The sequence below is a fragment of the Sphingopyxis sp. GW821-FHT10B01 genome, from assembly GCF_059415685.1.
Map to the genome: position 1 here is coordinate 300,553 of NZ_JBWKNS010000006.1, position 12,857 is coordinate 313,409.

Below are 12,857 nucleotides of genomic sequence, written 5' to 3' on the forward strand. Positions count from 1 at the left end.
GGCAAACTTCCGCTCCCTAACGCTTCGGGCCCGGTCTTCGCCGGGAAACGGGAATGACCGCTAACGACCGGCTGCGGTCGTTGGCATCCTCGCCACGCCTCCGGCAAAGGGAAGCTATTTCCTTACTCGTCGCCCCGGACTCGATCCGGGGCCCATGACTTCAGCGTTGCCGTGGATCCCGGATCAAGTCCGGGATGACGAAGGAGAGAAAGAACGTCCGCTTCCCACCGCAAAGCGGCCATGGGGACTTTATCTCGACATTCTATGCATCTACGGTCGGGCCATGCATGAATATCCGACAATCCGAATGGGGTTCGCCGCGGCGGCGATTTTGATGCTGTCGGCTTGCGCGGGGGGCAATTTCCGGCCGGTGGCCGACGCGCCGGTGCGGATCGGGCCGGCTTATACGGTCCGCGGCACGACCTATGTGCCCGCCGCCGCCCTGGCCTATGACGCGGTCGGATATGCGAGCTGGTACGGGAATGAGTCGGGGAACCGCACCGCCAATGGCGAGCAATTCCGTCCGAGCTGGATCACTGCGGCGCACACGACGCTGCCCTTGCCGACCTATGTCGAGGTGACCGCGCTCGATACCGGACGCCGTGTCATCGTGCGTGTCAACGATCGCGGGCCGTTCGCACAGGGCCGGATCATCGACCTGTCGCGCGGCGCCGCCGAAGAGCTGGGTATCAAGGCGCAGGGCCACGCCGCGGTGCGCGTGCGCCGGATCGAGCCGTCGGAGAAGGACCGCAAGCGGCTTCGCGAGGGCAAGCCGGCGTCGGGGCTTTCGCCCCTGTCGGGACAGGAGCTGCAACGGCTTCGCGCGCAGCTTTCGGCGAAGGGCCGATAGAGGCGCCGCATTCCGGCTTGCGCCGGACGGAATAACGCGGTCAAAGCGGCGCCGACATCGAAAGGCGTTCACCTTGGATCTGGGACCTTATCGCGCACATCGCCGTATCCTGACCGCGAGCCTCGTCGGCACCGCGGTCGAATTTTACGATTTCTATATTTATGGCACGGCCGCGGCGCTGGTGTTCGGGCCGCTCTTCTTTCCCGAAAGCTCGGATTCGGCGCAGCTGATGTATAGCTTCATGACCTTCGGACTCGCCTTCTTCGCGCGGCCGGTGGGGGCGATCGTGTTCGGCCATTATGGCGACCGTATCGGGCGCAAATCGACACTCGTCGCGTCGCTGATGCTGATGGGGGCGTCGACGCTGCTGATCGCCTTCCTGCCGACCTATGCGATGATCGGCTGGGTCGCGCCGTTGCTGCTGTGCATCTTGCGGTTCGGGCAGGGCTTCGGGCTTGGCGGCGAGTGGGGCGGGGCGGCGTTGCTCGCGGTCGAGAATGCGCCGCCGGGGTGGCGATCGCGCTTTGGCATGTTCCCGCAACTGGGTGCGCCGGTCGGTTTCATCGCGGCGAACGGACTGTTCCTGTTGCTGGGCCTCGGATTGAGCGATGCCGACTTCGCGGCATGGGGCTGGCGCATCCCGTTCCTGCTGTCGGCGGTGCTCGTCGGGCTGGGGCTGTGGGTGCGGTTGAAGATCGGCGAGACGCCCGACTTTGCCGAGGCGATGGAGAAGGAGGCGCCGGTTGCGGTGCCGCTGGGCGAATTGTTCCGGCATCATCTGGTGGCAACGCTGGCCGGGACCTTCGCGGTCGTCGCCTGCTTTGCGATCTTCTACCTCGCGACGAGCTTCGCGCTCGCGCACGGCACGACCACGCTCGGCTATCCGAAGGAACAGTTCCTGCTGATCCAGCTCGGCGCGATCCTGTTCATGGCGGTCGGGATCATCTTCGCCGGCTATGCCAGCGATGCGTCGAGTGCGCAGCGCGTGCTGACGTGGGGATGCGGCGCGACGGTGCTGGTCGGGTTCCTGTTCGGTCCGTCGCTCGCGTCGGGAAACTGGTTTGTCATCTTCCTCGGGCTTGCCGCGGCGCTGTTCGTGATGGGGCTGGTTTACGGCCCGCTCGGCGGCTGGCTGACCGGGCTGTTCCCGGTGCAAGTCCGCTATACCGGGGCGTCGGTGGCGTTTAACGCGGGCGGGATTTTGGGCGGCGCGATGGCGCCGATCGTCGCGCAGGCGCTGGCCGAACGCGGCGGGACCGAAATGGTCGGGCTGTATCTGGCGCTGGCTGGCGTGGTGAGCTGGCTGGGATTGCTGATGGTGCGGCGGGGGGCTCACGCAGGGGAAGCCTAGGGCCGCTTCATCATTCCTTGCGGCGAAAACGATCGAGAAGCCGCCCGTCGATGGCGGCGAGCCCCGCGGCGATCAGCGCCATGCCTGCCCAATGACGCGGATACAGGACCTCGCCGAGCACGAGGGTTCCGAGCAATATGGCGGTGACCGGGATGAGCAGGGTGACGAGCAGCGCATTGGTGGCGCCCGCGCGCTCGATCAGGCTGAAGTAGAGAAAATAGGCGACCGTCGTCGACAAGAGCGCGAGCCCGGCCAGCGCGAACAATGTCTGCGTTCCCGGGAAGGGGAGGTGCCAGGGGGTTTCGATCAGCAGCGCGAGCGGCAGGATCAGAACCGTCGCGGCGATCAACTGGCCCGTCGCGACCTCCAGCGGCCCGACGCCCCATGTGCGGAAGCGGCGTCCATAAACCCCCGCCAGAGCATAAGAAAAAGTCGCGGCGAGACAGGCCAGCTGCGCTGTCAGGTCGCCATCGAGGCGCGTCCACAGATCGCCGCCGATCATGATCGCGACTCCGACGATGCCGATCGATACGCCAGCGAGTTTCGCCGGGGTCGCCTTTTCATCGGCGGTCAGGAAATGGGCGACGACGACTCCCCAGAGCGGGGTGGTTGCATTGAGGATCGAGGCAAGGCCGCTGGCGATGTGCGTCTGGGCATAAGCGAAGAGCGAGAAGGGGACCGCATTGTTGAGCGCGGCGAGCAAGAAGAGTGCCGGCCACAGCCCGGGGCGCTTCGACATTGTCCGGCGTGTGATTGCCATGAACGCGACCATGAGCAGCGCCGACAGGCCGACGCGGTAGAGGACGAGCGTCAGCGGCGGCAATTCGGCGAGCGCGACCCCGAGGAAGAAGAAGGAGCCGCCCCACAGGACCGAAAGGACGATGAGGATGGCCCATTCGCTGGCGCCCATGCGGAATCGGATCGGTTGCATCATGAAAATGCCCTAGGGGCAGGCGCCCGGCGATGCCGTCCCGTTTCTTGCGATCAATCTAGATCGGGGTCAGCAACGTCAGTCGCGCCTTGCCGACCTTGCGATCGGTATCGATTTCGAAGCCCGCGATGTCGATGCTTTCATTCTGCGCGGTTTCGATCGAGATCCAGCTGTCGGGACCGATCCACCCAAGGCGATTGAGCTTGTCGAGCGCGACGCTGCCCGCGCCGGTGTCATAGGGCGCATCGAGCATCAGCAGGTCGTAGGTGCGCTTGGCAGGACCCAGGCCCATGACCGATCCGGCGCGGATGTCGGCGCGCGCGGCGGCGTCCAGCGCGCCCAGATTTTTGCGCAGCACGTCGAGCGCGTCGCGGTCCTGCTCGGCGAACAGGCACTGCGCCGCGCCGCGCGACAGCGCCTCGATACCGAGCGCGCCCGATCCGGCGAACAGGTCGGCGACGACCAGCCCTTCAAAGCTGCCGAGGCGACTCGTCAGCATCGAGAACAGCGTTTCGCGCGTGCGGTCCGCGGTCGGGCGCGTCGCGTCATTCTTGGGGGCGAGCAGTTTGCGGCCGCGCCATTCGCCAGCGATGACGCGCATCAGCCGAGATGCCGGCGAAATTTGAAGAGTTCGTCGCGGGGGACGACATCGACGGCGCCGAGCGGGATGCCGTCGAGCTCGAACGTGCCATAGCGGGTACGGATCAGGCGGCTGACCTGCAATCCGAAATGTTCGAGCACCTTGCGGACTTCGCGGTTCTTGCCTTCGGTCAGCGTCATTTCGATCCACTGGTTGCGGCCGGTGCGACGTTCGAGATTGGCGTCGATCTTGCCATAACGGACGCCGTCGATCTCGATCCCCATCGCGAGTTCCTCGAGCTGCGTCTGGCTGATGTCGCCAAAGGCGCGCGCGCGATAGGTACGCTCGACGCCGCTGGCGGGCAGTTCGAGCTGGCGTTTGAATTCGCCGTCGTTGGTCAGGAGCAGCAGCCCCTCGGTATTATAGTCGAGGCGGCCGACGGGCATCAGCCGCGGCAGGCCTTTGGGTAGCAGGTCATAGATCGTCTTGCGGCCCTTGGGATCGCGCGCCGCGGTGATGCAGCCGGCGGGCTTGTGAAAGCGATAGAGGCGCGTCGACACCGGTTTTGCGACGGGGTTGCCATCGACGGTCAGCCCTTCGAGCGAGGTGAGCAGCGGGGCGGGCTGGACGATGACCGCGCCGTTGAGCGCGATGCGTCCTTCCTCGACCATCCGTTCGACGTCGCGGCGCGAGCCGACGCCGGCGCGTGCGAGCAGCTTGGCGATGCGCTGGGGTCCGTCCTCATGCTCGCCTTCGTCCGGTTTCGCCACGCGAGCGGAAGCTGCTCCGCGACCGGCGCGGCGGCCTTTCGGGGCGTCGCGGTCGCCAGGGGTCTTTGGCGCTGGACGGGGGGCGGAGCGGGGTGGACGGCGTGTCGTCATCGGAACAGATGCGGCTTTCTTGTCGTTATTCGGGAAAATAGTGTTGCGTTGTGGTCACGCTCATAGCCGGAAAAGTGTCGCTTCGTCGATGGTAAGCAGAAGCAATCTTGCAGGACGGCGCAGAGCGGCTCATGGCGGCCTCTAAAGGGAGTGTCTATGCTCTTCATGTCTCGCCCGTCCTGCATCAAGCGGCTGCTGATCATCGAGGATGATCCGCTGGTCGCGTTCGACAATGAGCGGACGCTGAAACACAGCGGATATGACGTCGTCGCGACGGTCGATTCGGGCGAGGCTGCGGTCCCGATCATCGCCGCCGAACCGATCGACGCGCTGGTGCTGGATCTGGGGCTTGCCGGGCATATGACGGGTCGCGAAGTGGCGCGGTTGGCGCGCGATCGCGGGATCGCGGTGCTGCTGGTAACGGGCCAGTGTCCCGAGGATGCCGCGGACATTGCCGTTGCCTGCCTCGGCAAACCGCATAGCGCGTCGGCGCTCGTTGCGGCGCTGCGTGCGGTCGAGACGATGACGTGCAAGAATCAGGCCCCGCGCAAGGTCAGCGGGCTGCAAACCTATTGGCGCCCCGCCGCTGCGTGAGCGCGACCGGGCGAACGCCGCAGCGGATCAATGGCCAATTCGCTGCTTCCAATTTATTCCTGACGCTTTAGGCCTGTGGCCGTTCGGGAAAGGGTGCCGCAATCGCGCGTACCGCGGGAGGGAATTTTAGTATGGCGACAGAAGCGGCTTTGCCGGCGGCGAAGGGATGGAGTGAGAGTTTTCGTCCCTATCTGGAGCGTGCGCCGCTCGCTGCGCTGTTGCTGGGGATATCGTCGGGCTTTCCCTATGCCATGATCGGCGCGACGCTGACGACGCGCCTGTCGCAGGATGGGTTCGAGAAATCGTCGATCACTGCATTTTCGCTGGCCTTCCTGGTCTATAATCTCAAGCCACTGTGGGCTTGGGTGGTCGATGCGGTGCGGCTGCCCGGCATCGGGCGTCTCGGCCAGCGCGTGTCGTGGATGCTATTGACCTCGACGCTGGTGATGCTCGCCGTGGGCAACCTTGCGTTGGTCGATCCGCAGCACGTCGGGCAATCGCCGGTCGGCCAGTTCATGCAATGGTTCGGGATGGGCCGTGAGGGCGCCTATGCCGCCCTGTTCGAGATGGCCATCGGCGCCGTGCTTGTCGGTTTTGCCGGCGCGACCTTCGATGTAGTGATCGATGCCTATCGCATCGAGATTTTGAAACCAGAACAACTTGGGGTCGGGTCGGGCATGTCGCAATATGGCTGGCGTATCGGCTCGGCGGGTGCGGGCGCGCTCGCGCTGTTCTTGGCGGCGAGACAGGGCTGGGAAGCGGCCTATCTGGCGTGCGCAATGTTCGCGTTACCCGCGGTCATCGCGGCCTTCTGGGCCGGCGAACCCGAACGACATCGAGAAGCGGTGAAGCGCGAGGGGCGGCCCGGGATCATCGCAGGCATCGTCGGACCCTTCACCGAATTTTTCAGCCGCCACGGCGCATGGCTGGTACTGCTGTTCATCCTGCTCCACAAGATCGGTGACACGCTGGCGAATTTGACGCTGCGCTTGCTGCTCAACGACCTTGGCTTCAGCAACGACGAGATTGCCATCTACGACGTTGGGATCGGGTTCTGGGCCTATTTGATCGGCATCTTCATCGGCGGCATTATGTATGCCCGGCTCGGTATGAAGCGGTCGGTGCTGATCAGCCTGATCCTGATGGCGATCAGCAATTTCAGCTTCGCACTGCTCGCGGCAGCGGGGCACAGTAATTGGGGCCTCGCCGGCGCGATCGGTTTTGAAAATGTCGCGAGCGGCATCGGCGGCGTCGTCGTCGTCGCCTATTTCTCGGCGCTGTGCGACCTGCGTTTTACCGCGGCGCATTATGCGCTGATCAGTTCGGCGGCGAGCATCGTGGGGCGCTTTTTGACTGGAACCACCGCTGGCGCGATGATGGAGCAGTTCGGCAATGTGAACTTCTACCTGTTCACCGTCGTTGCGGCGCTACCGGGAATCTTGCTGTTCTGGTGGATGATGCGCGCCGGGCTGGTCGATCTGTCGGTGGGCACGGCGGGAACAGCGCGTGAAGGCGAAACGACGGCATAACTAAGAAGCACGATCGGGCGAAGCGGACACTGGCGAGGCGGAAACTAGGCCGGCCATTCGCCGTTGATGTCGAGCGCCCGCCCGACAAGATAGAGCGATCCGCCGATGAGGGTGTTGCGCGCGGGGGCATCCGCGGCGAGCGCGCGCATCGCACTGGCGACGTCGGTTCTCGGTACCGCCGCAGCGATGCCGGCGGCGAGCGCGATGCGTGCGAGCTCTGCCGGGTCATGATGCTCGTGCCCCGGGATCGGTACCGTGATCACGCGACGGACATGCGGCGCGAGCATGTGCAGAAAGGCGCTGGCGTCCTTGTTTGCCAGCATGCCGAGGACAAGATCGACCGGTTCACGCCGTGCCAGCGTCTCTCCGAGAAAATTCGCGACCTGTCTTGCTGCGTCGAGATTGTGGCCACCGTCGATCCAGACCTCGTGGCCGTCCGGCATCAGCGCGGTGAGTGGACCGGGGCCAAGCAATTGCATACGCCCCGGCCAGTTGGCGTCGGCAACCCCGCGCACGATGTCTGCGTCGCCCGGCTGCGGGTCGGGTGCGAGGCGCAGCATCGCGATCGCGAGCCCCGCGTTCCGCATCTGATGCGTGCCAGCCATGCGCGGCCGCAGCGGCTGGGCGACGGAACCCGATGCTGATGTCCAATGAAAGCCGTGGCCGTCGGGCTCCACCGTCCAGTCGGCGCCCTCCGAAAACAGTGTCGCCCCGACAGCGGCGGCCTTGGCGGCGATGACGTCGCGCACGAGCGGCGGGTAGTCGAACGTCGCGACGCGGGCGCCGGGCTTGATGATCCCGGCCTTTTCCCACGCGATGCGCGCGGCAGGTTCGGCGGGTGTGCCGGCTTCGGGTTCGAGCAGGAAGGCCTCATGGTCGATGCCGAGCGATGCAATGCCGCACACCGCCGGCGGCGGAATGATATTGGTTGCGTCGAGGCGTCCGCCGAGGCCGACCTCGATGATGCAATCGTCGGCGGGGACGCGAGTGAAGGCGAGGAAGGCGGCGGCGGTGGTGACTTCGAAGAAGCTCGCCTGCAGGTCTTCGGCTTCGTCGAGAACCTCTTCGAGCAACGCGGCCAGTAGCATGTCGTCGATCAGCTGGCCGGCAAGGCGGATACGTTCGTTGAAGCGCACGAGGTGCGGGCTGGTGTAGCTGTGGACGCGGCGCCCGCTCGCTTCGAGGATCGTGCGCAGATAGGCGCAGGTCGACCCCTTGCCGTTGGTGCCGGCGACATGGAAGGTGCGTGGGAGCTGGTCCTGCGGATTGCCGAGGCGCGCGCAAAGTTCGGCGATACGTTCGAGGCCGAGGATGTCGCGGCCTGGGGAGAGCGCGGCAACGCGGTCGAGTTGGATCTGGACCGCGGGATCGGAGCTGTGGGCGTGGTCGGGCATGGCTTTCCTCCCCTCCCTATCAGGGAGGGGCTGAGGGTGGGTGCGCGGCACAGCCGCGCGGCAACGGTTCGGAGCAAAATATCGCCAGTCGGGGCGTCGAGCCCCGCCTGTCGAGACCCACCCCTAACCCCTCCCTTGCAGGGAGGGGGATTTGCTACGCCGCCTTTTCTGGTGCCAGATAGTCGATCAGGCGGCCCAATGTTTCGGGCAGATCCTTACGGTGCACGACCATGTCGATCATCCCGTGATCGAGCAGATATTCGGCGCGCTGGAAGCCTTCGGGCAGTTTTTCGCGGATCGTATTCTCGATCACGCGCTGGCCCGCGAAGCCGATCAGCGCCTTGGGTTCGCTGATCTGGATATCGCCGAGCATCGCATAGCTGGCGGTAACGCCGCCCGTGGTCGGGTCGGTGAGCAGCACGATATAGGGCAGGCCGGCGCGGCGGAGGCGCGCGAGCGCCACCGTGGCGCGCGGCATCTGCATCAGCGACAGCGTGCCTTCCTGCATCCGCGCGCCGCCCGCAGCGGTGATGGCGATATAGGGGCAGCGACGGCGGATTGCGTCCTCGACTCCCGCGACGAACGCTTCGCCGACCGCGACACCCATCGAGCCGCCCATGAAGGCGAAATCCTGGACCCCGATGACGACCGTCTGGCCGTCGATCTTGCCCGCCGCATTCTGATAGGCGTCGCGGTCGCCAGTCGCGGTGCGCGCCGCCTTGATGCGGTCGACATATTTCTTGGTGTCGCGGAACTTCAGCGGATCCTCGGGCGCGGCGGGCGCGCTGATCAATTCATGCAGGCCGCCGTCGAACAGCTGGGCAAAACGCTCGGTCGCGCCGATGCGGTCATGATGGTCGCAGCGCGGGCAGACGTTCAGATTGTCTTCCCATTCCTTGACGAACACCATCTGCTGGCACTGGCGGCATTTGTGCCAGAGATTGTCGGCGGTATCGCGCTTGGCGGTGAAGGGCAGGGCGTTGCGAACGCGGTCGAGCCAGCTCATGCGGCGATCTCCTTTGCGCCGTGAATAGCATCGGCGAGGGTGCGGGTGAAGGCCTCGACATGCGGCGCGGCGGCGGCGCCATGCTCGGCGATGATGTCGATGAAGGCCGAGCCAACGACGACGCCATCGGCAACCTTGGCGATCTCTGTGGCCTGTGCGGGGGTGCGGACGCCGAAGCCGACCGCGACGGGGAGGTCGGTCGCGGTCTTGAGGCGCGCGACAGCTTCGTCGATGCTGGCCTGCGCGGCCTGTTGCTGGCCCGTGATGCCGGCGACCGAGACATAATAGAGGAAGCCGCCCGCGCCGCTGAGCACGGCGGGGAGGCGCGCGGCGTCGGTCGTGGGGGTAGCGAGACGGATCAGGTCGACGCCCGCTGTGCGAAGCGAGGGGCCGAGTTCGGGATCTTCCTCGGCGGGAATATCGACGCAGATGATGCCGTCGACGCCCGCTTTCGCGCATTCGGCGGCGAACCAGTCGCCGCCGCGGATTGTCATCGGGTTGGCGTAGCCCATCAGGACGAGCGGGGTTTCGGGATGGCGGCCGCGGAAGGCCGTCGCCATTGCGAAGATGTCGGCAGTCGTCGTACCCTTGGCGAGGCTGCGCAGGTTCGCGGCCTGGATCGCGGGACCATCGGCCATCGGATCGGTGAAAGGCATGCCGAGTTCGATCACATCGGCGCCCCCCGCGACGAGCGCGTCGAGATTCGCGGCGGTGTCGCCGTCGCCGGCGGTGATGAAGGCAACGAGCTTGGGGTGGGGCTTTGCAAAGGCGGCGGCGAAACGGCTCACAACTCCACCCCCAGCGCGTCCGCGACGGTGAAGATATCCTTGTCGCCTCGGCCCGAGCAGTTGACGATGATGATCTTGTCCTTGCCCAGCGTCGGCGCGATGCGTTCGGCGGCGGCGATCGCGTGCGCGCTTTCGAGCGCCGGGATGATGCCTTCGAGCTTGGTGAGCTTCTGAAAGCTGGCGAGCGCTTCGGCGTCGGTGACGGGTTCGTAGCGGACGCGGCCGATTTCGTGGAGCCAGCTATGCTCGGGGCCGATGCCCGGATAATCGAGTCCCGCCGAGATGCTGTGCGCCTCGGTGATCTGGCCGTCCTCGTCCTGCAGTAGATAGGTCTTGTTGCCGTGGAGGATGCCGGGGCGCCCCCCTGCAAGGCTGGCGGCGTGCTTGCCGTCGAGGCCTTCGCCGGCGGCTTCGACGCCCACGATCTCGACATCGGCGTCGTCGAGGAAGGGATGAAACAGCCCGATGGCATTCGATCCGCCGCCGACGGGGGCGATCAGCATGTCGGGGAGGCGGCCTTCGGCTTCGAGTATCTGTTTGCGCGCTTCGTCGCCGATCACCGACTGGAAATCGCGGACGAGTTCGGGATAAGGGTGCGGGCCGGCGACGGTGCCGATGATGTAGAAGGTGTCGTGGACGTTCGCGACCCAGTGGCGGAGCGCCTCGTTCATCGCGTCCTTGAGCGTCTTTGCGCCCGATTCGACCGCGACGACTTCGGCGCCGAGCAGCTTCATGCGGAACACATTGGGCTGCTGCCGCGCGACGTCGACCGCGCCCATGAAGATGGTGCAGGGCAGGCCGAAAAGTGCGGCGACGGTTGCGGTCGCGACGCCGTGCTGGCCCGCGCCGGTTTCGGCGATAATCTTCGTCTTGCCCATGCGTTTCGCGAGCAGGATCTGGCCGATGCAATTGTTGATCTTGTGCGCGCCGGTGTGGTTGAGGTCTTCGCGCTTCAGATAGATTTTCGCGCCGCCAAGATGGTCGGTCAGACGTTCGGCGAACCAGAGCGGGCTGGGGCGGCCGACATAATGTTTGAGCAGATAGTCGAATTCGGCCTTGAACGCCGGGTCGGCCTGCGCCGCGCGATAATGGTGTTCAAGGTCGAGGATCAGCGGCATCAGCGTTTCGGCGACATAACGCCCGCCGAACTGGCCGAAGTGGCCGCGCTCGTCCGGGCCGGTGCGAAGGCTGTTGGGTAAATCGGTCATCGACCGGCGGCTTTAAGGAAAGCGGCGATCTTGTCCACATCCTTGACGCCCGGCGCGCTCTCGACGCCCGAGGACACGTCGACCAGCGGTGCCCCGGTCGCGGCGATCGCTTCGGCGACATTTTCGGGGGTTAGGCCGCCCGCGATGCCCCAGTCAATATTGTGGCGATGGTTTTTGAGCAGCGACCAGTCGAAGCGCGTGCCGGTCCCGCCGGGCATCGCAGCAGCGGGCGCGTCGAACAGGATGCGGTCGGCCACGCCGTGATATTTCTGCATCCGGGCGAGCGTTTCAGCGTCCTTCAGGCCGACGGCTTTCCAGACTTCCGCCGGGGTCAGCCGCTTCACCACGCCAAGCCACTCAGGGGTTTCTGTGCCGTGGAACTGGATGATGTCGGGGCGTACCGCCGCGAGGGCGTCGCCGGTGAGTTGCTGCGGTGCGTTGACCAACAGCAACGCAACCTTGACATTGGCTGCGCCCGCGCGCTTGCGCAGTTCGGCGGCGGTCTTGAGATCGACGTAGCGCGGGCTCGGCTCATAGTGATTGAGACCGATATGCGTCGCGCCGTACCGGATGGCGGCCTCGACCTCTTCGATCGTCTTGAGGCCACAGATTTTGACGAGTGGGAGCATGATGTCTTTCCTGTCGTCATCCCGGCGAAGGCCGGGATCTCCACGGAGCGATATGTTGCCACGTCGAGATCCTGACCTGCGCCGGGATGGCGGATATGGTGTTTAAAGCGTCGCTTCGATCTCGCGCGCAGCCAGATCGGGGTCGGCCGATTGGCTGATCGGGCGGCCGACGACGAGGATCGAGGCCCCGTCGGCCATCGCCTGCGCCGGCGTAACGACGCGTTTCTGGTCGCCGGCCGTGCCGTTCGCGGGACGTACGCCGGGGACGACAAAAAAGCCGCCTGGCCAGGCTTTGCGCGCCGCCTTCACTTCCTGGCCCGAGCAGACAATACCGTCGAGCCCGGATTCGCGTGCAAGTGCTGCAAGGCGAACCACCTGATCGTGCGGGGTGCCGCCGACGCCGATGTCTTCGAGATCGGGGGCGTCGAGGCTGGTGAGTACGGTGACTGCAACAACCTTTGTATTCAGTCCCGCAGCCGCCTTTGCTTCTTCGAGCATTGCGCGGCCGCCTGCGGCATGGACGGTCAGGACCGCGGGCTCGAGCGTGCGTAGGGCCTGGATCGCTTTTGCAACGGTGTTCGGAATATCGTGGAGCTTGAGGTCGAGGAAGATCGGCAGGCCGATCTTCGCCATTTCATGCACGCCATGATGCCCGTTAGCGCAGAAGAATTCGAGGCCGAGCTTCAACCCGCCGACATGGCGCCGCACCTTCTGTGCGAGCGTCAGTGCGGCGTCGAGATGCGTGGTGTCGATGGCAAGATAAAGCGGCGACGTCATGGCTTGTCCGTTGTGAAAAGGTCGGTCGGGGCGGGCGGAACATCGTTGACTGGCGCCGCCGCGGGCGTGACTTCGACGGGGCGATTGGCGAGCGCGCGCAAGTCCGCCGCCTGTCGCTCGCTGGCATCGAGGCGTCGCTTCATCGACCAGCGGGTCGTGCGCAGCGCGATCCACATGGGGACGCTGCCGATCAGGAAGGCCGTGAGGATCAGGACGGGCAATTTGGTGTCGAGCACCTGTCCGGGCCAGATCGTGACGGTCACCGGTATCCAGTTCGCCATCGCGAAAATGACGAGGATGGCGGTCAGCAAGACCCAGATGATCGTTCGCAGCATTCCC

At 65.4% G+C, this 12,857-nt stretch carries 14 protein-coding genes; 4 read left to right on the top strand and 10 right to left on the bottom strand.

Annotated features, from left to right (window positions below; all coding sequences use genetic code 11):
- Window positions 1-307: 307 nt before the first annotated feature.
- Window positions 308-850 (top strand): septal ring lytic transglycosylase RlpA family protein, encoded by a 543-nt coding sequence (locus AC07NV_RS18885; protein ID WP_495167933.1) that lies wholly within the window; start codon window positions 308-310, stop codon window positions 848-850.
- A 79-nt stretch (window positions 851-929) separates the two neighbouring features.
- A complete protein-coding gene (locus AC07NV_RS18890) occupies window positions 930-2,201 on the top strand; it encodes an MFS transporter (protein ID WP_495167983.1) in 1,272 nt (423 codons plus the stop codon).
- A 10-nt stretch (window positions 2,202-2,211) separates the two neighbouring features.
- On the opposite strand, the gene AC07NV_RS18895 is transcribed toward AC07NV_RS18890, so the two are convergent.
- Genes AC07NV_RS18895 through AC07NV_RS18905 form a run of 3 tightly spaced genes read right to left on the bottom strand, consistent with a single transcriptional unit; the run spans window position 2,212 to window position 4,482 of the window.
- Window positions 2,212-3,135: a DMT family transporter gene (locus AC07NV_RS18895; protein ID WP_495167934.1), complete on the bottom strand. Its 924-nt coding sequence runs from the start codon at window positions 3,133-3,135 to the stop codon at window positions 2,212-2,214.
- Between the two features lie 55 nt (window positions 3,136-3,190).
- Window positions 3,191-3,733, bottom strand: coding sequence for a 16S rRNA (guanine(966)-N(2))-methyltransferase RsmD (gene rsmD / locus AC07NV_RS18900; RefSeq protein WP_495167935.1), 543 nt, complete (start codon window positions 3,731-3,733; stop codon window positions 3,191-3,193).
- Entirely contained in the window at window positions 3,733-4,482 is a 750-nt protein-coding gene (locus AC07NV_RS18905; RefSeq protein WP_495167936.1) for a pseudouridine synthase, read from the bottom strand. The genes rsmD and AC07NV_RS18905 overlap by 1 nt, the downstream gene beginning before the upstream one ends.
- 267 nt (window positions 4,483-4,749) lie before the next feature.
- On the opposite strand from AC07NV_RS18905, the gene AC07NV_RS18910 reads away from it, so the two are divergent.
- Both AC07NV_RS18910 and AC07NV_RS18915 read left to right on the top strand, forming a co-directional pair.
- On the top strand, window positions 4,750-5,187 hold the full coding sequence (locus AC07NV_RS18910; protein ID WP_495167937.1) for a response regulator: 438 nt from the start codon (window positions 4,750-4,752) through the stop codon (window positions 5,185-5,187).
- A gap of 131 nt (window positions 5,188-5,318) precedes the next feature.
- Complete coding sequence (locus tag AC07NV_RS18915) at window positions 5,319-6,716, top strand: MFS transporter (protein WP_495167938.1); 1,398 nt, start codon at window positions 5,319-5,321, stop codon at window positions 6,714-6,716.
- 44 nt (window positions 6,717-6,760) lie between these two features.
- Here AC07NV_RS18915 and AC07NV_RS18920 read toward each other — a convergent pair whose 3' ends face one another.
- The 7 genes from AC07NV_RS18920 to AC07NV_RS18950 all read right to left on the bottom strand — a co-directional run bounded on the left by AC07NV_RS18920 (window position 6,761) and on the right by AC07NV_RS18950 (window position 12,853).
- Window positions 6,761-8,110 carry a bifunctional folylpolyglutamate synthase/dihydrofolate synthase gene (locus AC07NV_RS18920; protein ID WP_495167939.1) on the bottom strand — a complete coding sequence of 450 codons (1,350 nt, stop codon included), beginning with the start codon at window positions 8,108-8,110 and terminating at the stop codon, window positions 6,761-6,763.
- A gap of 154 nt (window positions 8,111-8,264) precedes the next feature.
- A complete protein-coding gene (gene accD / locus AC07NV_RS18925; protein WP_495167940.1) occupies window positions 8,265-9,116 on the bottom strand; it encodes an acetyl-CoA carboxylase, carboxyltransferase subunit beta in 852 nt (283 codons plus the stop codon).
- Window positions 9,113-9,904, bottom strand: coding sequence for a tryptophan synthase subunit alpha (gene trpA / locus AC07NV_RS18930; RefSeq protein WP_495167941.1), 792 nt, complete (start codon window positions 9,902-9,904; stop codon window positions 9,113-9,115). Before trpA ends, accD begins: the two co-directional genes overlap by 4 nt.
- Entirely contained in the window at window positions 9,901-11,112 is a 1,212-nt protein-coding gene (gene trpB / locus AC07NV_RS18935) for a tryptophan synthase subunit beta (protein ID WP_495167942.1), read from the bottom strand. The genes trpA and trpB overlap by 4 nt, the downstream gene beginning before the upstream one ends.
- Window positions 11,109-11,741, bottom strand: coding sequence for a phosphoribosylanthranilate isomerase (locus AC07NV_RS18940; RefSeq protein WP_495167943.1), 633 nt, complete (start codon window positions 11,739-11,741; stop codon window positions 11,109-11,111). Before AC07NV_RS18940 ends, trpB begins: the two co-directional genes overlap by 4 nt.
- Before the next feature lie 102 nt (window positions 11,742-11,843).
- Window positions 11,844-12,518: an orotidine-5'-phosphate decarboxylase gene (gene pyrF / locus AC07NV_RS18945; protein ID WP_495167944.1), complete on the bottom strand. Its 675-nt coding sequence runs from the start codon at window positions 12,516-12,518 to the stop codon at window positions 11,844-11,846.
- Window positions 12,515-12,853 (bottom strand): lipopolysaccharide assembly protein LapA domain-containing protein, encoded by a 339-nt coding sequence (locus tag AC07NV_RS18950; RefSeq protein ID WP_495167984.1) that lies wholly within the window; start codon window positions 12,851-12,853, stop codon window positions 12,515-12,517. The genes pyrF and AC07NV_RS18950 overlap by 4 nt, the downstream gene beginning before the upstream one ends.
- Window positions 12,854-12,857: the final 4 nt, after the last annotated feature.